Source organism: Chroococcidiopsis sp. [FACHB-1243], from assembly GCF_014696895.1.
Classification (GTDB): domain Bacteria; phylum Cyanobacteriota; class Cyanobacteriia; order Cyanobacteriales; family Chroococcidiopsidaceae; genus Chroococcidiopsis.
This window is the reverse complement of the sequence record NZ_JACJQX010000031.1, coordinates 55,696-78,488: the sequence shown is the minus strand read 5'-3', so window position 1 is coordinate 78,488 and position 22,793 is coordinate 55,696. Positions and strand designations below refer to the sequence as shown.

22 protein-coding genes are annotated in these 22,793 nt (G+C 41.5%); 14 read left to right on the top strand and 8 right to left on the bottom strand.

Annotated features, from left to right (window positions below):
• Positions 1 to 660: 660 nt before the first annotated feature.
• A complete protein-coding gene (locus H6G17_RS22040) occupies positions 661 to 1,134 on the top strand; it encodes a putative toxin-antitoxin system toxin component, PIN family (RefSeq protein WP_199316910.1) in 474 nt (157 codons plus the stop codon).
• Positions 1,131 to 1,376: a ribbon-helix-helix protein, CopG family gene (locus tag H6G17_RS22035; RefSeq protein ID WP_192160764.1), complete on the top strand. Its 246-nt coding sequence runs from the start codon at positions 1,131 to 1,133 to the stop codon at positions 1,374 to 1,376. Before H6G17_RS22040 ends, H6G17_RS22035 begins: the two co-directional genes overlap by 4 nt.
• 15 nt (positions 1,377 to 1,391) lie before the next feature.
• Here the strand turns inward: H6G17_RS22035 and H6G17_RS22030 are convergent, their stop codons facing one another.
• Positions 1,392 to 2,141 carry a phycocyanobilin:ferredoxin oxidoreductase gene (locus H6G17_RS22030; RefSeq protein WP_192160763.1) on the bottom strand — a complete coding sequence of 250 codons (750 nt, stop codon included), beginning with the start codon at positions 2,139 to 2,141 and terminating at the stop codon, positions 1,392 to 1,394.
• Positions 2,142 to 2,426: 285 nt separating this feature from the next.
• Here H6G17_RS22030 and H6G17_RS22025 point away from each other — a divergent pair, with 285 nt between their 5' ends.
• Positions 2,427 to 2,627, top strand: a complete 201-nt coding sequence (locus H6G17_RS22025) for a hypothetical protein (protein ID WP_199316916.1) — start codon at positions 2,427 to 2,429, stop codon at positions 2,625 to 2,627.
• 65 nt (positions 2,628 to 2,692) lie between these two features.
• On the opposite strand, the gene H6G17_RS22020 is transcribed toward H6G17_RS22025, so the two are convergent.
• On the bottom strand, positions 2,693 to 3,289 hold the full coding sequence (locus tag H6G17_RS22020) for a nucleoside triphosphate pyrophosphatase (RefSeq protein WP_192160761.1): 597 nt from the start codon (positions 3,287 to 3,289) through the stop codon (positions 2,693 to 2,695).
• 105 nt (positions 3,290 to 3,394) lie between these two features.
• Here H6G17_RS22020 and psb27 point away from each other — a divergent pair, with 105 nt between their 5' ends.
• Positions 3,395 to 3,790, top strand: a complete 396-nt coding sequence (gene psb27, locus H6G17_RS22015) for a photosystem II protein Psb27 (protein ID WP_192160782.1) — start codon at positions 3,395 to 3,397, stop codon at positions 3,788 to 3,790.
• A 400-nt stretch (positions 3,791 to 4,190) separates the two neighbouring features.
• Positions 4,191 to 5,705 carry a family 10 glycosylhydrolase gene (locus H6G17_RS22010; RefSeq protein ID WP_192160760.1) on the top strand — a complete coding sequence of 505 codons (1,515 nt, stop codon included), beginning with the start codon at positions 4,191 to 4,193 and terminating at the stop codon, positions 5,703 to 5,705.
• Positions 5,706 to 5,748: 43 nt separating this feature from the next.
• Here the strand turns inward: H6G17_RS22010 and H6G17_RS22005 are convergent, their stop codons facing one another.
• The 4 genes from H6G17_RS22005 to H6G17_RS21990 all read right to left on the bottom strand — a co-directional run bounded on the left by H6G17_RS22005 (position 5,749) and on the right by H6G17_RS21990 (position 9,921).
• On the bottom strand, positions 5,749 to 6,834 hold the full coding sequence (locus H6G17_RS22005) for an A/G-specific adenine glycosylase (protein WP_347276459.1): 1,086 nt from the start codon (positions 6,832 to 6,834) through the stop codon (positions 5,749 to 5,751).
• Positions 6,835 to 7,069: 235 nt separating this feature from the next.
• On the bottom strand, positions 7,070 to 7,828 hold the full coding sequence (locus H6G17_RS22000; RefSeq protein WP_192160758.1) for a hypothetical protein: 759 nt from the start codon (positions 7,826 to 7,828) through the stop codon (positions 7,070 to 7,072).
• 541 nt (positions 7,829 to 8,369) lie between these two features.
• Positions 8,370 to 8,861: a 2TM domain-containing protein gene (locus tag H6G17_RS21995; protein WP_192160757.1), complete on the bottom strand. Its 492-nt coding sequence runs from the start codon at positions 8,859 to 8,861 to the stop codon at positions 8,370 to 8,372.
• Between the two features lie 169 nt (positions 8,862 to 9,030).
• Positions 9,031 to 9,921 (bottom strand): hypothetical protein, encoded by an 891-nt coding sequence (locus tag H6G17_RS21990; RefSeq protein WP_192160756.1) that lies wholly within the window; start codon positions 9,919 to 9,921, stop codon positions 9,031 to 9,033.
• A 332-nt stretch (positions 9,922 to 10,253) separates the two neighbouring features.
• On the opposite strand from H6G17_RS21990, the gene H6G17_RS21985 reads away from it, so the two are divergent.
• From H6G17_RS21985 to H6G17_RS21955, 7 genes are all read left to right on the top strand, one after another.
• Positions 10,254 to 10,874, top strand: coding sequence for a tetratricopeptide repeat protein (locus tag H6G17_RS21985; protein WP_192160755.1), 621 nt, complete (start codon positions 10,254 to 10,256; stop codon positions 10,872 to 10,874).
• 475 nt (positions 10,875 to 11,349) lie between these two features.
• Positions 11,350 to 11,505, top strand: a complete 156-nt coding sequence (locus H6G17_RS21980) for a hypothetical protein (protein ID WP_181245259.1) — start codon at positions 11,350 to 11,352, stop codon at positions 11,503 to 11,505.
• A complete protein-coding gene (locus tag H6G17_RS21975; protein ID WP_192160754.1) occupies positions 11,505 to 13,574 on the top strand; it encodes an AAA family ATPase in 2,070 nt (689 codons plus the stop codon). Before H6G17_RS21980 ends, H6G17_RS21975 begins: the two co-directional genes overlap by 1 nt.
• Positions 13,567 to 14,217, top strand: a complete 651-nt coding sequence (locus H6G17_RS21970; protein WP_192160753.1) for a Uma2 family endonuclease — start codon at positions 13,567 to 13,569, stop codon at positions 14,215 to 14,217. Before H6G17_RS21975 ends, H6G17_RS21970 begins: the two co-directional genes overlap by 8 nt.
• A 6-nt stretch (positions 14,218 to 14,223) precedes the next feature.
• Positions 14,224 to 14,793 carry a Uma2 family endonuclease gene (locus H6G17_RS21965; RefSeq protein WP_192160752.1) on the top strand — a complete coding sequence of 190 codons (570 nt, stop codon included), beginning with the start codon at positions 14,224 to 14,226 and terminating at the stop codon, positions 14,791 to 14,793.
• A gap of 36 nt (positions 14,794 to 14,829) precedes the next feature.
• Complete coding sequence (locus H6G17_RS21960; protein WP_192160751.1) at positions 14,830 to 15,387, top strand: Uma2 family endonuclease; 558 nt, start codon at positions 14,830 to 14,832, stop codon at positions 15,385 to 15,387.
• An 87-nt stretch (positions 15,388 to 15,474) separates the two neighbouring features.
• A complete protein-coding gene (locus H6G17_RS21955) occupies positions 15,475 to 15,954 on the top strand; it encodes a DNA phosphorothioation-associated protein 4 (RefSeq protein ID WP_192160750.1) in 480 nt (159 codons plus the stop codon).
• 21 nt (positions 15,955 to 15,975) lie between these two features.
• On the opposite strand, the gene H6G17_RS21950 is transcribed toward H6G17_RS21955, so the two are convergent.
• Positions 15,976 to 17,160: a DNA sulfur modification protein DndB gene (locus H6G17_RS21950; protein ID WP_192160749.1), complete on the bottom strand. Its 1,185-nt coding sequence runs from the start codon at positions 17,158 to 17,160 to the stop codon at positions 15,976 to 15,978.
• Positions 17,161 to 17,271: 111 nt separating this feature from the next.
• Entirely contained in the window at positions 17,272 to 18,846 is a 1,575-nt protein-coding gene (locus H6G17_RS21945) for a DGQHR domain-containing protein (RefSeq protein ID WP_192160748.1), read from the bottom strand.
• 324 nt (positions 18,847 to 19,170) lie between these two features.
• Between H6G17_RS21945 and dndC the strand changes: the two genes are divergently transcribed.
• Both dndC and dndD read left to right on the top strand, forming a co-directional pair.
• Positions 19,171 to 20,757 carry a DNA phosphorothioation system sulfurtransferase DndC gene (gene dndC, locus H6G17_RS21940; protein ID WP_192160747.1) on the top strand — a complete coding sequence of 529 codons (1,587 nt, stop codon included), beginning with the start codon at positions 19,171 to 19,173 and terminating at the stop codon, positions 20,755 to 20,757.
• The gene (gene dndD, locus H6G17_RS21935; RefSeq protein ID WP_192160746.1) at positions 20,754 to 22,748 is read left to right on the top strand and encodes a DNA sulfur modification protein DndD; all 1,995 of its coding nucleotides are present in this window, start codon (positions 20,754 to 20,756) and stop codon (positions 22,746 to 22,748) included. The genes dndC and dndD overlap by 4 nt, the downstream gene beginning before the upstream one ends.
• Positions 22,749 to 22,793 lie beyond the last annotated feature (45 nt).

The following is a 22,793-nucleotide window of genomic DNA, read 5'->3' as shown; positions in this document are numbered from 1 at the left end:
CAATTTTTTGAATCTTTTTGGAGGCTATTTAGGTACTGGAAGCGAGTATTAGTCAGGATCGGCTTGAGGACATTTAGCCGACCAAGAGAGAATCTACTTGCTATTATTTGTGTTCTTTTAATTCTCAGCTTCAATTGGCTACAAGGCGAGACAAGTCGATTGCTGTTCGAGATTGAAATATTCAATTTATCTGCAACTTGGTTATTTTATTTCACGCCAGTTCTTCTATTTTTTAATAGCTTTTTATTTCAACGAACCTGGGTCAAGATGGTTAGCGCGATCGCGTCTCCTTGCTCTATTTGTATTAATATTTTTAGTATTCTGTTTCAGATGGTTTATTGGCAACCATCCACAATTAATCCAAAGATCATTCACCTCAGATGCACAAATTATCAGCATTTACGAGAGATTTGAGCCAGGTTTGATAACTCCTAGTGACAATATATATTGCCGATATCGAATACGTCAAAAACGAATTTTCCTAGGCATTCTCAAGAACGAAGAAAAAGTGAGTGAGGTGGATTGTGGGATGAATGCCGCTTTCGCAACGAACGAGACAATTTCTCAACTGACCTTCAATAGAAGGCTGTTTGACGATGAAACTGTCTGTTGTTCGTGAATGCTTTAGGATTGCTATATGTAAGAATCAGCAATAAATTTGTGAAAGACAAGCCAACTGTTACACAAAGTTTTTATCTTGCTGCCGTGCCAATTCCACAAGTTGTCCTCGATACAAATGTCATTGTTGCTGGCTTACGTTCTCGGCGGGGTAGTGCATTTCGGTTGCTGATGTTGGTAGGTACGGGAAAGTTTGACATTCACCTTTCGGTTCCGCTAGTACTAGAATATCGTGAGGTATTATTGAGAGAATTATCGAATTTGTACATCAGTGCGATAGATGTAGAAAACTTTATCGAGTATCACTGTTCCGTTGCAATAAAACATCAGATCTTCTTTCTGTGGCGACCTTATCTAAACGATCCAAAGGACGATATGATACTGGAACTGTCAGTTGCAGCAGAATGTGATAGCGTGGTGACATACAATATCCGCGACTTTGCTGGGATCGAAAAGTTTGGAGTTAAAGCGGTTATGCCTGCGGAGTTTTTGAGAGAAATTGGAGCATTGTCATGAGTCGTTTAAATATTCAGCTTCCTGACTCCTTGTACAAAAATCTACAAGCTTTGGCAGAACAAGATGGCATTTCAGTCGATCAGTTTATCGCAACTGCCGTTGCAGAAAAAATCGCTGCATTGACGACTGAAACATATTTAGAAGAGTTGGCGAAACGAGGCAGTCGGAATAAATATGAGGCAGTATTAGCGAAAGTAGCTGACATTGAGCCAAAATCCTACGATCGGCTACCAACAAACTAGCGATCGCAAATATCACTACAAATTACTTGCTTCCGGTAAGTCAAATAATATAGTCGTCATATAGTGTTCTGCCCACTCCACACCAAAGGCTTTTTCTAATACTCGACGAGTTTTGTCATTTTGCTGCTGTTTTGTACAGTAGTATTGTTGCGCGGCGAAAATTTCGGCTTGTTGCGCTATAGAAACAGGTTGAGACGCGATCGCTTGGGTACAATGTATTTCTAAAAATCCTCGTACCATTGCCAAGAATTTCTCTTCTTCCTCTGGAGAACCAGGACGAATAAACGTGCAAAACGGTGAAAAGATATCTCCCCAAACCGGAAGTTCGCGGGGTTGCGAGAAATTCGGATTTGGTAAAGCCGAAAGTGCAGCAGTATAAGCTGGGGGTAAAGTCCGTTCTTGATTTAAAGGCGATAAATCTGCGATCGCAGCACTAATTTGTCCTCTTCCTCCGACTAGATCGCAGCCAAACATGGGTAGAGCGTATTCTACGCGGGGAAACATGACGCAGTGCAGAATATCTAGACTCGTTCCCACTTTCGCCAATTCTAGGTGTAGTTTACGAAATTGGGGTGTTTGGTAACAACGATTTTCAATTGTCAGTTTCTCTCCCTCCAATCTACCTTCAACATAGCCTAACTCTGCGGGAATGACGTAGGGTGAGAGTTCTAGGTGGTTTTGCCAAACAGATTCGATCGCGTCGGCTAGTTGCCGAATTAGAGAGTGCTGTTGCGATCGCAGTGAAGGAGTAGAAGCAGGTGTCATGGAATACTCAATACCAGACTATAAATTTTGAGTTTATCACTCACAACTCCTCATTCTATTACTCTATGTGGCTCGGAACTTAAAAGGAGATCGTATATCTGGCTGGAACAAACGTAAAGTTATCCAACGATAGATGCAGCTTCTCTCGAAGTTTCTGTAGCATAAACTACAGAAATGCAATTTTTACAGATTGCCGATCGACTTTTCTGAGTAAAGAGGGCAAAGGCAGTGCAACTAAATTCTCACAAACAACACAAAACCGCCGATAGAACCCATTCGGACTGGTTGAACAAAATTTATGACAATTCATTAGAGCAATGTCAACGCAATGGTTGGGTCAAGTTGCGAGAACTTCCCAGTACTTACAGTCATGATGAAGCATTGCTCCTGTGCCAAGTGGGAAAAGACGAGTGGTTAGCTTGGGTTCCAGATCATGGAGAAGCTGTACTGCACGCGGATCAATTTGAGGTGGATGATAATTGGTAGTTGTCAGTCACTAATCTTTTGCAAATGTAGTTTTGACTTTTAACTTTTAACTTTTGACTTTTGACTTACCTATCCCAAAAATCCGTCACCTCATAACCAAGTTGCAATAGCATTTGGCGCAGTAGGGGCAAGCTGAGACCGATTACATTTGAGTGACAGCCTTCAATTTTATCGACAAATAGACCTCCACGCCCTTCTAAAGCAAAAGCACCAGCACACTTGAGGGGTTCTCCGGTAGCAACGTAGGCTCTAATAGCGCGATCGCTCATTTGAGCAAAATAAACCCGCGTGACTTGAGTGCGGACAAGTATTCGTTGTTGCGGCTGGTCGATCGTAGCATGACCTGTATACAGTTCCCCCACTTGACCGCTCATATGCTGCCAACGGGCGATCGCGACTTCTGTATTCTCCGGTTTACCATGTATTTCTCCATTTAACAGCAAGACAGAATCACAGCCCATAATTAAAGCTGAATCAAACTGAGGTGCGATCGCTTCCGCTTTACAACGCGCTAAAGTTTCTACCAATTCAGTCGCATTCTTGGTTTGAATTTGAGACTCATCAAAATTGCTAACGCGAACAATTGGTTCGATGCCAACCATTTGTAACAAGCGCCGCCGCGCTGGAGAAGCGGAAGCCAAAACAAATTGTGGTAAACCCATGTCAGTTATCAGTTATCAGTTATCAGTTATCAGTCGGCTTCTTAGATGATCCCATTCCACGGTAGGATTGACTGTGATTTAAGTATGAATGTGAATGGATTGTATATGAAGCACTATTGGTCACGTCTACTTGCCCTGGTTTTGGTAGTCGTTATTGGTTTAATGGGCTGCTCTAGTGGCGGTGGGCTTTCTGGAGATTATCGTCAAGATACCTTGGATGTGATAGGTGTATTGCGCAACGCAATCGAACTACCGCAGGATGCACCGGACAAAGGCGAAGTCCAAGCAGAAGCCCGCAAAAAAATTAATGATTTCGCCGCCCGCTATCAGCGTAATGGTAGTTTGACAGGTTTAAGTTCTTTTACCACCATGCGTACCGCTTTAAATTCCCTGGCTGGTCACTACAGTTCTTATCCTAACCGTCCTCTACCAGCAAAGCTTAAGCAACGCCTGGAATTAGAATTCAAACAAGTAGAGATGGCGGTGGCTCGGGGAAATTAAGCTTAGTTACTAGTGGCATATTTAAGAAATATGTATCTTTGCTGGTGGCAAGCAGGTTACTGCTTGCCAGTATTTTTTTACACAAATAAAGTAGGCGATCGCCTACCGGGAAACGGATAAAGGAAACATCAGTGGCAGAAATTCCGAATAATTACGAATTACACAGGACAAATTCCGAATTATTCTGAGTGATGGTAGCAACCAAAGGTCGAATACTAACGTCAAACTAAGTCGTAAGTTATGAGTCGTAAGTTGTAAGTGGAAGAGTTATCTTCTGCACTCTAGAACATAAAGTAAGCAAATTTAATCGTTTGTCAACTCTTTAAGGCTATCCATAATACTTTCTTAACTTCCGACTTCTGACTTCTGAATTCCTTTGTCCTATTTCTTGTTTTTAGGAATGTCCGATTGCAAATTAAGTCAATTAAAATTCTTGCAACTGCGCCTATTACAACGATACCTAGCGGCGATCGCCTTTACGAGTAGCTTACTGGTAATGAGCTTGGGGAACCATCCTGTAATAGCCCAAACAAATGCCTACTGTCAGGAATCAGAAGCAGTAAGGCAAGAGAAACAAAGCTTACTTCAGAAAGCATTACAAGGTGACACAGAGGCGCAAAACCGCTATAAACAGCTAATAAACCAACAAGCACAGCAATTAGCAGAGTGCCGCGATCGCACTCCGCCTCAACATCAAGCGATCTGGTTGCGCCTTTATCCCTGCGATACTCAGCCAGGGGTATTAGACAAGATTATGGATCGGATTGTCAGCCGAGGCTATAACTACGTTTACATCGAGACATTTGCGGATGGGCAAGTCCTATTGCCCGCATCGGCTAACCCGACAGCATGGCCCGCGATGGTGCGTACCCCTGGCACGGAAAATACAGATTTACTCGCCGAAGCTATTCAAAAAGCCCACGAACGAGGCTTGAAAGTCTACGCTTGGATGTTTATGATGAACTTCGGCTATTCCTACGGGCAACGCAGCGATCGTCAATCGGTATTAGCCAGGAACTTTAAAGGCGATACGAGCTTAAATGTTGTAGATAACGCCAGTCAAGTATTTATCGATCCTTACAACGTCCAGGCAAAGCGCGACTTCTATCAGTTGGTGCAACAAGTGGTTCGCCGCCGCCCTGACGGAGTCTTATTTGACTACGTGCGTTATCCACGCGGTTTGGGTGGTGCTTCTGTAGTCTCTAAAGTACAAGATTTATGGATTTATAGCGAAGCAGCCCGTCAAGCTTTAGAACAACGGGCGTTGAACAAAAAGGGGCGAGAACTGATTAAACGCTATGTTGCTAAGGGTGCATTGTCAGCCTCAGATGTTGATGAGGTTGATAGGCTTTATCCCGATGAAGGAGAACCACTTTGGCAAGGGCGCACTCCACCCACTCAAGAGGAGAAAAAAGTGTTACCGAGTGCTGCGGCGCGTCGTCCGCTGCTACAGTTGGAGTTATGGCGGTTGAGTGTAGCCCATGCTCTACAAGGAATTCTAGATTTTGTCGCCTTGGCAGCTTCACCAGTACAACAACAGGGAATACAGACAGGGTTAGTGTTTTTTCCTGATGGCAACCAAGTTGTAGGTGAGGGGTATGATTCCCGCTTGCAGCCTTGGGATCGGTTTCCTACCAGTGCAGAATGGCATCCCATGTCCTATGCTGCTTGCGGTAATGCCGATTGCATTGCGGCTTTGGTGCAAAGAGTGTTTAAATACGCGCCACCTGAAGCTAAAGTTATTCCGGCGATCGCTGGTACATGGGGACAGTCTATCAGCAATCGCCCCTCTCTCGAAGCTCAAATGAGCGCGATCGAGCGTGCTGCACCTCAAGTCAAAGGGATTAGCCATTTTGCTTTTTCTTGGCAAGAACCAGAAATTGAAAATTTGCGGAAGTCTTGTCGCTGGAAATAGCTATATCATCAGGTGGGCAATGCCCACCCTACACTTAATCCTGCTATAAATTTAGTGCGAGTTGTTCGCAAATTGAATCAGAATCAGTGTAATTTTGCAATAACTGAAAAGCTTTTCGATCGAGTGCGGTTGAGAGTTTTGCGCTTATGTCTAGACGATTCATCCAGTGTAGGGTTTTCGATAAAGCTAAATGCTGCCGCATGGAAAGATCGATTTCATTCCTATTTAATTGAATAACGCAAATCTTTCCCGTGATACGATGATGAGCGATCGCATGGGTAAATTTTCCTGGTAGTTGAAGCGGTTGCCAACGCTCGATCTTTGCTAATTGATGAGCGATCGCCAAAGGAAAGCCAATCGTTTTGGCTAAAAACCCATCTGTTCTTTCTCCAATTGCCAAAGTATCGGTTTGTCGATGCCAAAAAATTAGCACGAATAATTCCGTATCTACTAAAACGCGGCGGGGTTTTTTAGGAGGACAAATTTCAATCCAATTGTTAGCGTAAGCCAAACATTGAATTTGTAAAGGACAAATATCGCAACGGGGTTTCGTTTTTCGGCAGATTGTTGCACCTAACTCCATCATCGCTTGATTGAAATCACCAGGACGATCGCTAGGAATGACTTGCGTGAGATAATCTTGGATGCGCGATCGCCCTACTGTACTCCACACATCTTGTAAGGCTAGCAAGCGACTCACCACCCGGATGACGTTACCATCAATACAAGGAACTTTTTCGTTCAAGCAAATACTAGCGATCGCGGCAGCAGTATAATCGCCACAACCTGGAATTTGCAACCATTCGCGATAAGATTGGGGAAAACGACCGTTAAGACGGTTGACGATAAAATCTGCACCTTTTTTCAAGTTTCTCGCTCGTGCGTAATATCCCAATCCAGCCCAGAGTTGGTGTAGTGTCTCTTCATCGCAGTTGGCTAAATCGTCTACCGTAGGCAGTTGTTGAATAAATTGAGCAAATTTGGGTAAGACGACGGCTAGAGTCGTCTGTTGGCTCATAACCTCGCAGATCCAAGTGTGATAAATATTGACCTGCTGTCGCCACGGTAGCGGTCTGCGATCGCGATCGTACCAAGTCAGGAGTTGTCTTACACCTCGATCCTTTAACACTTTTTTCACATAAGTTAGATAGATATTTACGTTGGCTTTACCTAAAATCTAAATTTAACGATTATTCTATAGTTATATACAGAAGATAACTAGTTGAAACTCTATAACTTAACCAGCATAGCGCCTGTAGAAGACAATTCTCCAGGCGCTATAGCTTTTGCGATAACTGGTTGCTTGTGAATGGCTAGTGGCTGGACTTTTTTCTAGCCACCAACCACTAGTTACTAGTCACCGATCAGAAGCCAGCAAAGTTATAGCCAACACCAATTTGAATACCTACTTCTGTATCATCTAAAAAGCCTACGTTCGCACCTACGTTAGCTGTAAATTGCTCGCCTATTGGTACATCTACACCAGCAGTTAACATTGGTCCTACATCGCTATCATCTCCCGTAGAAATACCCAAACCACCGCCGACATAGGGTGCAAAAATCGAACCAGCTTCCGAACCTGTATCGATTCCTGTAGGTTGCAAGTTAAAGTCGTAAGTCACGGGAATCAAGATGGTGGTGTTGTCCCCAATGATGACTGACGGGCGTGCAGAGACAGCATTGGTTAATCCGATTTTACTGATGACGGTGAAGTTGGTGTCACCTAAAGCTGTACTACCGTCTATCCCAATATTCGCTCCCACGCCTACGTAGCTAGAACCACCACGGGTAGACGAGCCTGGTTCAATGGGATCTGGATTAGTTGCTGGTGGTTCTGTTGGGGTAGTTGGTTCTGTCGTAGGAGTCGTTGGTTCTGTGGTGGGAGTAGATGGTTGAGTGCTGGGATACGTCGGATCTGTAGTGGGGGTAGATGGTTGAGTGCTGGGATACGTTGGATCGGCTTGTGCGATCGTGTTAACTCTCGATCTATCCTTCAAAGCAGCAGCAGAAGTAGAAATTTTAGGGTTTGCAGTTTGCGCTGATGCTGGCAGTTCGCTTGCAACTGCTACAACAGTTGCAATACTAAATACAATGGCAGTCGAATGGAAAAATTTAACATTCATTTTTGTCATCCTCACATACAGTTTGTTTTTTTGGAGTCTATTAAACGAATTTCTGCACCAAATTTGGCACTCCCAGCAGAATTCTAATCGTCTTTTACTGGTAAACTTGCGCTTTGTATAGTTAGTCCTAAAGCTCGCATATCTACCTTAGGTTAGACTTAGGTTAGAAAAAATTAATTCTCAGAAGTTATGATTGATTTTTGCATTTTGTAGTTTTAGCTCAGAAAAATGATAAAAATTTATCGTTACGTCTATTTTTACCAAAAAACTTTCATTTTTGTTGGATTACGAGTAACTATATATCAATAGTAGTAACAAGCAAAAATTAGAGTATTTCTAAAGAAATACTCAAAATAAAATCAACTCTACTGAGGTAGAAAATTTAGTTCTCTAACCTTGATTATTTGTCTATCTTAGGCTAGATAAAATTTTTAATTATATAGTTAAAAGCTAGCGATCGCCCTCTAAACGTGCCTTTGAAATTGAGGATAGGCACAGGCGATCGCGAATAAATACTACAGGTGAAAATATAATTGAGTAACTAAGCTTTAAGCAGTCTATCTAGCAGAGAGTTAATCGAACGCTTTATTTGATGCCTGCGTTTCCAATTCTGGAAGGCTTTTTCATACTCCTCGCCTTGAATCTGTGACTTATTCCACACATCAAGACCCAAAAGAAAACTTAAAGATAATAAGATATAAAGTGACCAAGACAGACCACCGCCACTAACCAGATCTAAAAGGATAAAAAAGATATTAACTAAACCATAGTTACCAAATCTTTTTTGCAACCTTTTCCGTCTATCCAGATTAAATTTCTGCCGTTCTTGACTATCAGATTGCTGAGTTAACCACTCTTGTTCTGCTAATTGCAGACATTCTGAGGAAATTTCTAATTCAGCGGCAATTTCTAATAATTGTTGGCGAGAAAATTCTCCCTCATAGGCTTGACGAGCGATCGCTATTTGGAGAATTTGTTGAATATCTTCTTGGTGATAAGTCCGCACTAGCTTATTGTCAACCACTGTTTTCATCTCACCTATGCCTTTCCCAGAAAATTTTGACTCAATCCAGATAGCTTCACTGCTTCTATGATAATTCGGAATTTAGAGAGTTGTCGTTGGTTGATGAGTCGTTAGTGGCGTTTTAGCGAGGTGACTGGTGTTTTTTCCTCTTTGCTAATCACCAGTCACCAACTACTATTTACTCTTGCGGTGGTTTTGGACGTTTTGTCGGTTTGGGAATGGGGGCTTTGGGTATGGGTTTTTGAGGCATGGGTGTAGAGCCATCAGTCTTACGGACGGGACGTGGGGTCTCGAATTTACCTCTACCTCCACTTTTGTTATATCCTCCTCCCGATCGCGCGCCGAAGGGTTTTTTCATCGGTTTTCGGAAGGGTTTAGGCAAAGTAGCGATCGATGTACCTTCTTGTATGACGAGATTGTCAGCTTGTCTGAGGACGTGAAACTCCCAAAACTGACCTACAGCTTTTGTTTTCAGCACGCCCTGAAGATTGACTTTAAAAAACTTGGGTCGATCTGATTCTTTGCGTGGCGCTTGCTTGATTTTCACGACCAGCCGACTATCCCCCGCAGACTGGAAAACGACTTCACCGCGTACAGAAAAATAACCATCTTCGGCGTTGTCGATTGGTGCAGAATCCGCTTCTGATGGTGCTGCTTCGCTGGTGGGAGTTTCTTCTGGGGTTGGTTGCTTTGCTAGGGTTTCTGGTTCCCAAACTCCGACAATTTGAAGGTGCAATTGATTATCTTTTTGTCCCGTGCGCGGGTAAACCACCCACAGGTGTTCTGCCTCTAAATCTATGTGCTTTCTCACTAAGCTAATAATTCGCCCTAGCAGTACGGCTTGCAGTTGAGTACCATCATGCGCCAGTAATGTTCCTTGCGTGAATTGTTCGGCGCTGGCTTGATAGCGACCGCGTACTAGACCAATGGCACGATACTGCATTGGTTCGCTTGGGGGCGGAATTGGCTGCTGGCGGTTTGCTTGGTTTTCCTCTGCTACAGTCTCGGTTGGAGACTGTTGAGAATCGGAATCGGAAACTTGGGAAGACGGAATCAGGTCGGAATTCATAAAAACTCCTTAGCGGCGGAGACAAATCCCATTTGGGACTATTTTTATCCTGCTGCTCGCAAATTCGAGCGGCGGATAATTTAAGTTACGTTTTGTATGCTGTCGGCAAGCGTAGCTCATTGGCAAGAAGTAAACTAAGCGTGAGCGCAGCATAACATATCACTACAACCCCAATTGGTTGTGATGTTACCCTAGATCGGAAAATCGCTATTTTACAAAATCTGCACTCGTGCAGGCAACTAGGTAAATTAACCCCCTTTCGCTCGGCAACGAGCAATTAGCATTCTGAATGTTAGCTTTTAAGATATGGAAGTAGAGTTCAAAGCGATATCGTGTCACAGCCATCCCGCAGTCGTTGGTTCATCAATCTCGTCTTGGCGTTAGGAGCCGTTTTCTTTATTGGGGCTTCGATGTTACCCCTGTTAGAAGGCATAGTCAAAGATAGTCAGCCAGCGCAGGAAGCTACGCCCACTGCTAGCCAGACAGCGCGATCGCAATCTTCATCTCCACTGGTGAATCAGGCACAAGAGTACGAACTCGTCTTGAAGCAAGAACCAGATAACCAAGCAGCACTGAAGGGATTAGTAGAAGTTCGCGTCCGCCAGAGAGACTTTCAGGGTGCGATCGCACCTTTAGAAAAACTGATTGCTCTCAACCCCAATGAGGGTTTATATCACCTAGTCTTGGGTCAAGTTTATGCTGCCCAGAAAAATAGCGATCGCGCCAATGCAGCTTTTGACCGTGCAATCCAAATCGACCAAAAAGATTATCGCCCTGTGTTAGGTAAGGCACTGCTACTTAAAGAACAGGGTAAGCCAGAGCAAGCTAAGCCCTTATTCGAGCAAGCTGCTGCCCTTGCACCTAGTCCCTCAGAAAAAGAGCAAATTAATAAGTTGGCTAATCCTCAACCTGCAACTCCTGCACCCGCAGTTCCCCAGCAAGACAAAAAGTAAATTTTAATTATTCTTTACTTGCGATCGCAAAAATCAATTTATTTAGCTATGTGGATTGACTTTCGCTCTGCGAGCGTGATATGTATATTTATAATAGAAATATTATTTCTTTTTTTCTAAACGGTTATATTTTAATTATTAAGAAAACCATCTTGGTTAAAGCAATACTATCATCAGAAAAGTAAAAAAACAAGATTTTTTCAGCTTAAATTTTTCTGCCAGTATTACACCCTTGCAAAAAGATTTAGTTAAGTGCAGACAAGGGTAGTGCAGTTACGCTCCATAAGTTTTTTAACGCCTGTTTTCCATCAAGATTAGATTTTTGCAGCAGCCCGAGCTTGAGCAGCTACGAGGCTTACTTTATTTGACTTTTAGCTTTTGACTTTTGACTTACCGATCGGTAGCCAAACGGTAGTACACATGTATAAAATATTGCATAGCATTCATTTGTACTAGCATGATAACAGAATCAAATATGAGTGACGTGCAGGAGCCGATAGTAACTGCTGCGCCAGAGATTAGGCAAATTATCGAGCGAGTCTGTCAACTAGAGAAAAATAGACTAGACCGAAAAAGCCAAGGTCATATTAATGACGATATTGTGAAGATTATCAAAGAAGAGGTGCAGTAATGAAGCTCACTTCTATCCAATTATGTAATTTTCGCTCTTTTTATGGAAAAACGCCAGAAATAATCTTAGCGACTGGAAGCGAACAAAACACTACAATTATTCACGGAAACAATGGTGCGGGAAAAACGAGTTTATTAAATGCCTTTACGTGGGTATTGTACGAGAGATTTAGTGCGGCATTTGCTTCTGTCGAGCAATTGGTAAATAAACGCGCGATCGCCGAAGTACAATTAGGTGCAGCGGTAGAATGTTGGGTAGAAGTCAGTTGGGAACATGAAGGAAAACGTTACCGCACTAAGCGCAATTGTCGAGTCTATAAAAATGAATTAGATATAGATGCAGGTAAAAGCGAATTATTTATGTATGTGTCTGGAGATGACGGACGTTGGTATATTCCACCAGAACATCCAGAGGAAATTATTCATCAAATTCTTCCCAGTAGTTTACATCAGTATTTCTTTTTTGATGGCGAACGCATTGAGCAAATTGTTCGTTCTGATAAAAAAACAGAAATTGCTGAAGCTACTAAAATGCTGTTGGGAGTTGAAGTCTTAAATCGTGCAATTCGACATTTAGGAGAAGCAAAGAGAACTCTAGATAATGAGTTAAAAGCAATTGGGGACAGCGAGACACAAAAGCTACTTAGGCAGCAGAGTAAAGTTGAGAAAGAAATAGAGCGAATCAAGCGTAGGCAAATAGAAATCGAGCAAGAATTAGAGTATCAAGATACGCTGAAGAAAGAAACGAGCCATTATCTACGGGAACTTAGTGCGGCAAAGGAATTACAAGAAAGACGGCAGGAATTAGAGCAACTGAAAAAGACGAATCAAGATAGTCTTAAACAAAGCCGAGAACTTTTAAAAAGAGTCATTTCTACGAAAGGATATACAGTACTTTTATCAGAAACTACTAATCAATTTCGAGCTATAGTTACGGAATTAAAACAGCGAGGAGAATTAAAGGCAGGAATTTCGCGGGAATTTATTAGCGATTTACTGAGTTCCCAACGTTGTATTTGCGGTGCAGATTTACATGAGGGAAATTTCGCTTGTGAAAGTGTGAAAAACTGGTTAGAAAGAGCAGGTTCTTCTAGTGTAGAAGAGACAGTTATTCGCATGAGCGCACAAGTAGATGAGATTGATAAACAAGCACCTATTTTCTGGGAAGAAGTAGATAGAGAACAAGCTAGAATTCAGCAATTAAGACAGACAATCTCACAGATAGAAACTGAATTAGATTCTATTCAGGAACGATTGCGTAAAGATCCAAGCGAAGAGATTCGGAGTTTGCAAAAACGTGTAGATGCAATTGAAGTAAAAATTAGAGAAATAATCCTAGAACAGGGAGCAAATCAACAGCAAATAGCTAATTTTCAAGCCGAAACTGAAAATTTAGCCAAGCAAATTATTAAGCAGAAATATAATGAAGAAAGGCAAGTTTTAGCTCAAAGACGAATTGCTGCTACTCAGGATGCGATCGAGCGCTTAACTGAAGTGCGATCGCGACAAGAACAACAGTTTCGCTTGCAGTTAGAAAAACGAGTTCAAGAAATATTTCGTGAGATTTCTTTTACTCCTTATATTCCTAAAATTAGCGATCGCTACGAATTGACATTAGTAGAGAATACAATTGGCATAGAAATGCCTGTAGCTGCTTCTACGGGAGAAAATCAAATTCTCAGCCTTTCTTTTATTAGCAGTATTATTGACAGAGTGCGGGAATGGAGCGAGAAGAAAATGCTAATGGTTCCCGACACCAGTACTTTTCCAATCGTGATGGATTCCCCCTTTGGTAGTTTGGATGAAATTTATCGCCGTCAAATTGCCAAAACTATTCCTAAATTAGCTAATCAATTGATTGTTTTGGTGACAAAAACTCAATGGCGAGGCGAAGTAGAAGCAGAAATGTCAGGCAGAATTGGGAAGCAATACGTACTGACTTATTATTCATCTAAACCTGATTGTGAAGAGGATTCTATTAGTATCGGTAGCAGGCGTTATCCTTTAGTTAGGCAAAGTCCGAATGAGTTTGAATACACCGTAGCAGTAGAGGTGGAGGACAATGGCTAGTTCGTCTCATACACAGAATTTTGTGGCAGATACCTGGGTGAAAGCAACGTGGGAAGAGTTTATGGCGATTGCTGATAACCCAGAGTATGAGAAAGCTAATTTTTATTACGATCGCGATTATATGAGGATTGAAATGCCACCAATTGGTTCTAGCCACAGCCAGGATAATAGCATTGCTCATAATGTAGTGAGTTTGTATACCACTGTTAAAAATATTAGAATCAAAAGTCTAATTAATTGTAGTTTTCGGAGAGCAGGTATTAGAGAGTTTCAGCCAGACTTAGCATTTTACATTGGTGCAGAATTTAGATTTCCACCGCGTTCCAACTCACCGATTAATTTAGAGGAATTTCCCTCACCTACTCTAGTCATAGAATTGGGTGCAACTTCTTTCAATGATGATATAGGACGTAAGCGATTAATTTACGAACGTGCAGGAGTCAGAGAATATTGGGTGGTTGACGTGAATGCTGGAGATATTATTGCATTTGAAATTTCGCAAGGTAGTAGTGGAGAAATTCAAGAATCTAGGGTATTACCTGGATTAGAAATTGCTTTATTTAAAGAAGCATTACAACGCAGTCTAACTCAAGATGACGGCGAGATTAACCGTTGGCTATTGCAGAGTTTTAGTCAAGGATAAAATTATATGATTGTGAATCCAGATTATAAATATATGTCCCTCCAAGAATATTTGGAATGGGAAGAACATCAAGCATTCAAGTACGAATATCTCAATGGCGAAGTTTATGCCATGACTGGGGGTACTATCCCTCACAATATTGTCGCCGTTAATCTTACCACTACAATAAAAAATTATCTTCGAGGAGGTTCTTGTCGCGTTTACATGGCTGATGCAAAAGTTTGTGTATCTGAGGAAGGACCATGTTATTACCCAGATGTGGTGGTAAGTTGTGACGCACGAGACAGACAAGCAACTAAGTTTCTTCAGTATCCTTGTTTAATTGTAGAAGTTCTTTCGCCTAGTACGGAAGCTTACGATCGCGGTGGAAAATTTACTCAATATCGTCGCATTTCAACTTTGAGAGAATACGTTTTAATTGATGCAGAAAAATTTAGTGTAGAGTGTTTTCGGTTAAACGACAGAAGTTTTTGGGAATTGCATCCATATGAAGTAGGGGATGAAGTGGAATTTACGAGTATCGATCTTCGTTTTCCTATCTCATTAGTTTACGAAGATGTGCAATTTCCTAATTAGCGATCGCACCTCATTCTCAAGGTTGAGGATAAAGTTATGACAATAACAGAATTGCGTTTGTGGACTGTAGATGAATATCATCGCATGATCGAAGCGGACATACTGACAACAAAAGATCGAGTCGAATTACTAGAAGGGCAAATTATTCAAATGAGTCCGCAACAACCTCCTCATGCTGCTACTATACAGCGAACATTTAACTATCTAAACCACCTATTAGTAGGTATAGCTTTCTTGCGAATGCAATTACCTATTACCTTATATCCAAATTCCGAACCAGAACCCGATATTGCTGTTGTCCGCATTAACTCTCGCGAATATATTGACGGTCATCCTACAGCAGATGATATTTTCTTATTAATAGAAGTAGCAGATAAAACGTTAAGTAGCGATCGCACTTTAAAAGCACGTATTTACGCTCAAGCTAGAATTGCTGAATATTGGATTGTAGATGTAAATGCGCGACAGGTTTACGTTCTGCGAGAACCAGGCGAGGAAACTTATCAGCAAGAGACAATTTTAGGTGAAGGTGATAAGTTGTCACGACTGGCTTTTCCTAAAATTGAGATGGAGGTGAATCAAATGTTTTTGTAATTGGGGATGCGATCGTACTTTTTAGATAGTTATCGAGATACGTATAAATTATTGAGTTAATATAGCTAAGAATTAGGTACTGGCAGAATGGTAGAAACTGGTAGGATTAGAGTTGCTAAAGATAAAGCCGAATTAGTGAAAGCCTTAACAGCAGCAGACGGTGCGACGGGTCCATTTCCAACTTATGCTGATGTCATTGTATTTGCTGCTGCTTTAGGTGCAAAGCACAAAAAGCGCGTTCCTTTGGGAGAGGTTTCTAAAAAAGAACCAGCACCGATTCCTCAAGAACAATTTTTAGTCAGAGGGTATGATGCAGTAATAAATTTAATTGCGGTTAATGAAACCGAAGAATTAAAAATTTTGTCCTTGACGGAAAATCATATTAATGAGAACCGTAACGATATTTTTGAAGAGTATGTTAACGGTGGACTGGAAATGTTACAGATAGAACTACGAGGTGCAGTTGATTATACAGAAAGGCTTCTACTAATTCTTATTTCTGAAGTAGTGAGGCAGAAAAAAGAAGAAGAGGAATTCGATTTAAGCAAATTCCTCCCGCAAATGTAAGTATTATTCAATTTTAATAGCTCATGTCCAGCCCAGTTCCATTTTTACAATCTTGACTGCTGTTGATATGACACCTGTACCAAATGATATTTTGTATGGTTTAGCTGGATTTTTAGGTTTTGGATCTAATCTAACAATATTATCTCTCCAAACGCTATTACTTCTTGACCAGTCAATTTCAGCTAACCTCAATATCATGGCTTCATTGAAGTGATTGCTTGACCGATCGTAAGTAAAGTTCAGCAAACGTCCTAGTATCTCCAAACCATAACTTAAACCTATAATGTAATCTTCTTTAAAATTCATAACTTCATCACTTGTCAGTTGCTCGAACTTTTTCTCAGCTATTAGTTTGGTAGCAGAACAGTTTGAAAAAAATAGATTGAAGGCTACAGCCAAAGCTTCAGCAGAAGTTTCGACATCGTACTCTAGAATCTCATCGTCAGGATTATCTACAAATGCACAACTAACAGATTTTGCTATGTAATTAGTTGTGTAAATTAATTTATTTTTTACTCCAACAGATGCTTTAATTTTTTCGGTTTTTCCTCGAAACATTATCACTCTATCTAATAAGTTTTGAGTGATGCCATCTCTTCCTAAAAACTCCCCGTAAGAAACTAAAAGAGACTTAGCTAGAGGTGCTGATTGAGCCATGTCTCTAAAATCTGTTTGACATTGGCGATCGCTGTCTTCTAAAACTAAAGTAATTGGAAATTCATCATTTCCAATTAAATGTCGTTCTGCACTCAATATTAACTCCTGCATAGCACGAGTTCGGTGCTGTCCATCTGTAATATCTAAAGCAACGTCATTTGGAATAGCTACTAGACAAACTCCTGCACCTAACTCAATAATTGTAATTTTTTCCCTGGCTACATTTGCTGTCAATGTACCTAAAACCCAAGGTTTGCCAATCCGCGCACGATCTAAAACATATTTTTTAATTTCATCTGCATGACCTTTTATTACCGGGCGATTTTTACCTGAATTTGGATCGTTATCAGTAGCAGGTTTCGCTTGAAGAAGAACAGGTAAGTCTCCAGCAGGAACATTAATTTGTAGCATTTCCCGCTTCCCTTGATGAAAAATTAATCCTGGATAGCACCGATACTTGCGACGGTACTTTGAGTAGTACGATTCAAGCAGAGGGTCAAGCGGCTGGTTTGATTCGGATTGAGAGTTATTAGTATTATCCTCTTGCATATTTACCACAAAGTATTTATATAAATTAGCAAAGGTCAGCTAATATAATATGCAATTGTTTGAGAATGTGGCATCGGTGAAAACTACAATGAAAAAAAATAGGTGTTTGTGTTAATTCAGAACCGAGGGAAGTCCTACTTCTTTGGGTTCGACAAACTGACCATCGAAACCTACAGTTTTATCCTCCACGCTTCTTGCATCAGCCAAAGCTTTACGCAGTTCTGCCCGTTCCATCCGATCCTCAATTCCACCCAAAATATAAACTAGTAATTTCGCTGCCAAATCTTTCCCAGCAACTTGCACTCGCTTCTTATTTGGGTCATATAAAACGCCATACCAAAGGGACTGCGGATACTCCATGCTGCTAAATCCGCCTTCTAAGTCAAATTTTCGCAACTTCTTAAAAATCTCTTTCAACTTAAACCCTTTCTTGAAAACCAAAATTCCCAAAGCTTGCGCTAAAGCTACCTGACCTACTGGACGAAACAGCATATTTCCTTCACCCCCATCCTTTTCAAAATTGAATCGCCGCAGGCTAGGTGTATCTTCATCCTCCAACAATTTGTAACTGGGAAGGGTTGCCAAAAAATCGAATAACTGCCAAAAATCAGAAATTCCTGCCTCAAGTTCCTTCTTCTCTGGGCGCATGGGAATTAATCCTTTTTCCCACGGTTTCCAGTGCGGAAACTTCTGCCCTAAATAGCGTTCTGACATATCTTTGAGGGCTTGCAGCGTTGTCAGAACTGTTGACTTACTGGCAATTGTCGCACTATTCCAATTAATCCGTGGCTTCCGGTTCAATCGTTGTTCCAATAGCGGATGACTTACAGCAATTTTTCTCGCCACAATCGAAAAGCCATCATCTTCATTCAACTGGGCTAACTGACCTTTCGTTAGGGGTGCAGCCATCAGATTGACATGGACAAAAATAGACCTTACCCTTCGCCTTGCTGCTTCGCGGGTTTCTCCAGCTGCAACTGCACAAATGAACTCGATACCAATTGTTTCTTGAGGAATGTCTTGTACATCGTTAGAGACGAGATTATTCGCGCCTTGACTATGAGATTGTTCTACTAAATCGGCTAGTTTGATGTAAGTACCGTCAGGAGATTTATCTTTGCGATAGCGTGGTAGTTGACCAGTTTTCAGCAACTCTATTAGCCCCTGCGCCCCCATCAATCGATGTTGTCCATCCAGGGCGTATATAGTGACATCCGCCTCAGCAACACTTAGTAGACCAACCCTGCCCTCTCGGTCTAGAGTGATAAAATCTGTAGTTGATGCGATTGCTTTACCCTGGCTATCCCACTCAGTAGCTTGAAGATTATCTACCCAAGGTTGGCTAATCACCACCAATACAGGTGGAAATTTATGATGCTTCCGCGTGGCTAAATACTGCGTTAATGGGAGTTGTCGTGACCAATCCAGAGGACGCTGCTGAATCTCGTCGATACTCTCTGCGTCAATCTCGATATTGTCAGTTTCAGGATTATATTTTTGTCGCAGTAGGGGTAAAGCAGAGGCAAAATGTACTCGACTGGCAAACCACTCCAGCGTCACAGAACCTACATAAGCCTCAGTCCCGCCCATTTCTGTTTTCTGCACCAGTATTCGATCCTGCTGCTGTAAAAACTTATCTAGCAGGGTTGTCAGAGTTTGTTGTTCCTGAGTTTCTCGTTTCCCCATACTTTGCACCTAACGACGGTGATTCTAGAGTCTGCGAAGGCGGACTTTGCCTGTGTAGACGCGAATTCTATTCGCCCGTAATCTTTGCTACACTATCTTTCATTGCCGTTTTTTCACCCTTGCATCAGTGCATAGGTTAATTTTTTAAAAGAACTTGGCTCTATTGTCAAGTTTTTAAAAACTTTTAAATGCTGGTTTTTAAAAACCTATAAACCTTACAATACTATAGTTAACGACTAGAAATTCGCGTAGCAGATTTGGTTTTTGTGGTTCTGTGACTTATAATCGCACCCATACTCGTCCGTATTTCCAGAGGTAGGGAGGATGACAATAGCGAATCAGGCAGACCAAAAAAATCAGCCAGCCCGTAATGTAGCAGAGTTAGTAGAAGAGATCGAGCTACTGACGGCTGAAATACAAGAATTGTATTGTTCTGATGCGATACCCTGGTGTGTTGGCTACAGTGGTGGTAAAGATTCTACTGCCACTTTACAATTAGTCTGGAATGCGATCGCTTCTCTGCCAATTGAAAAGCGTACTAAAGCCATTCATGTAATTACAAATGATACTTTAGTAGAAAATCCTTTAGTTTCTAGTTGGGTGGGTAATTCTTTAGAACAGATGAAGGTTGCTGCTAAAGATCAACAAATGCCAGTTGAACCCCATCTGCTTCACCCTGCTACCAAAGATACTTTTTGGGTAAACCTTATCGGCAAAGGTTATCCAGCACCGCGCAACCGATTTAGATGGTGTACGGAACGCTTGAAGATTCAACCCGCTGATAGTTTCATTCGTGCAGTTATTCGTTCTAGTGGTGAAGTAATTCTTGTCCTGGGTACGCGCAAAGCTGAAAGCGTAAAGCGGGCGGCTAATATGGCAAGACATAGAGAGTGGCGGGTACGCGATCGCATTAACACTAACCCCAATAGACCTAACTCACTGATTTATCTACCAATTGAAGACTGGCGTACAGATGAAGTTTGGCTATACCTCATGCAGTGGCAAAACCCTTGGGGATATAGCAACAAAGACTTATTTACCATGTACCGAGGCGCGACAGCAGACAACGAATGCCCCCTAGTTGTCGATACCTCCACTCCCAGTTGCGGCGATTCCCGCTTTGGCTGCTGGGTTTGCACGATGGTGAGTAAAGATAAATCAATGGAGGCAATGATCCAAAACGATGAAGAAAAAGAATGGATGCAGCCTCTATTAGATATCCGCAATGACTTGGACGTACAAGACGATCGCGATAAAAGAGATTTTCGCCGAATCTGGGGTGAAGTGCAACTATTTGAACGCAATCATCATGGCGAACTCTCAGTTGAACCCATACCTGGTCCCTACACTAAATATTGGCGAGAACATTGGCTGAGACGAGTTCTAGAAGCACAAACCCAAGTTCGCTGTACTGCACCAGAAAATATGCGTGATATCACCCTAGTTACTAATGAAGAATTAAGCGAAATTAGAAGAATTTGGCTGGAAGAAAAACACGAATTTGATGATAGCCTACCCCGTATTTATGCAGAAGTAACGGGCGAAAGTTTTATCGATATTCGTCCTGGTGCTGACTATAGCCTTTTAGGTAGCGATGAATGGAACGTCCTAGAAGAAATTTGTGACGGCGATGCCATGCATTTAGAATTAATGGCAAAGCTTTTAGATACAGAACGCCAATTTCGCAAAATGGCAAGACGTGTAGGTATTTACGACGCGCTAGAGAAATGTTTTAAAAGTAGTTCTCGTTCTCAAGATGAAGCGATTAAAAATGCTCATTTCAAGCGAGATTTAAAGGATGCTGTTGGTAAAGGCGATGTCGATAAGGTAAAGCAGCTAACTTTAGGGGATGCAGTGGATGTAGAGGACGATAAGCCGATGAGTTGGGGGAATTTTAAGTTTAAGAAATGATTTTACTCGAACTCATATTACAAAACTTTGGTCCATATCAAGGCACGCAAGTCATCAATTTAAGTCCATTTAGTGAAACTGAAACTGAGAATATCTCACGCCCAATTCTCCTCTTAGGTGGGATGAATGGGGGTGGAAAAACAACATTAATGGATGCGATTCGCCTTGCACTTTACGGACATCGCGCCCAATGTTCTACCAGAGGTAATTTAAGCTATAGCGATTTTCTGACTCAATGTGTTAACAGCCACACACCCCCAACTGAAAAAACTCGGATTGAATTAGCTTTCGGACACATTGAAAATGACAAACCTGTAGTGTATCGAATTGTCAGAACTTGGGAGAAAAATCCTAAAGATGGCAAGGATATTTTGGGGATTTTGAATGATGATGAATGGCTAAATAGTGGTTTAGTTAACATATGGGACGAATATATTGAAAATTTACTTCCTGTAGGAATTTCTAATCTATTTCTATTCGATGGCGAACAAATTAAAGAATTAGCAGAGCAAGAAGTTCCTCCAACTGTAGTCGTCGATGCTATTCGCGGACTTCTAGGGTTAGAATTATCGGAACGATTAGCAGTAGATTTAGAAATATTAGTTAATCGCAAGCGAAAGGAAATTGCTGATGTAAAGGATGTAGTAAATTTAGAAGAGATAGAAGAAAAACTGAAAGATTTACAAGATAAGCAAGATGGAGAAAAATCCTATTTAACTTCTTTAGAAAATAAACTAACAGCAGCGGAGAAAGAACAGCAAGAAGCATTTGATAAATTTCTGGCTGAAGGTGGTAAAATAGCAGCCGATCGCAGTCAATTAGAACAACAGCATCAAACCAAAAACGCAACAGCAGAAACAGCGCGTCAAGCGATGAGAGAATTAGCATCTGACGTACTACCTCTTGCCTTAATTACACCACTACTAGAACAAGCGCGATCGCAAGCTGAAACCGAATTTCAACAGGCGCGATCGCAAGTAGCGCAAGATGTATTGTTAGAACGAAATCAACGTCTATTGGCACAGATTTCTACTATAAATATTACAATAGAACAATTAGATAAAATTAAAACGTTGCTTCAACAAGATGTAGAGACGTTACATGTAACGTCTCTACAGGAATACTCATGGTTGCAAAGCGACAGCGAAACACTAAATTACCTAAATAATTTACTCAATTCTGCTTTACCGATTGCGAACAACTCTGCAAAACAGCAGCAAACGATACTCGAACAACAAGCAGCAGAAATCGTCGATCTCGAAAGACAATTACAAACAGCAGCCTCGCCAGAAGCTTATCAGCAATTAGTTGAAACGCTACAAACAGCACAAAATAGAGTTACAAATATAAAAGCAAACTGTGAAACAGCTAAACACAGAATTTTAGAATTAGAAACCGCGATCGCACAAACGAAAAAAGACTTAAACGAATATACCGAACAAACCATTCTTCGCAAAAATACCGAACATATTCTTACATCTGCATCAAAAGTCCAAGAAACCCTAAAACTGTTTCGCGAACGCTTAACCTTAAGAAAACTGAATAAATTAGAAGTAGAAGTAACAGAATGCTTCCGCTATTTATTGCATAAATCAGATTTAGTACATCGAATTGCGATCGCTACCAATACCTTTAGCCTTTCCCTCTATGACTTACAAGGGAAACTAGTCCCCAAACATCGCCTCTCAGCCGGAGAAAAACAACTTCTAGCGATCGCATTTTTGTGGGGACTCGCTAGAGTCTCTGGACGACGCTTACCCATCGCCATCGATACCCCCCTCGGACGCTTAGACTCCTCCCACCGCCAAAACCTAGTCGAACGCTACTTTCCCTCCGCCAGCCACCAAGTCATCCTGCTTTCCACCGACACCGAAATTGGGGAAAAAGAAGTCCACACCCTACGCCAAAACGAAGCGATCGCCCGCGAATATCTTTTAAAATACGATCCAATAGAAAGACAGACAACGATAGAACCAGGTTACTTCTGGTAAGTCAAAAGTTAAAAGTCAAAAGTCAAAACTTAAGAGTTACAGACG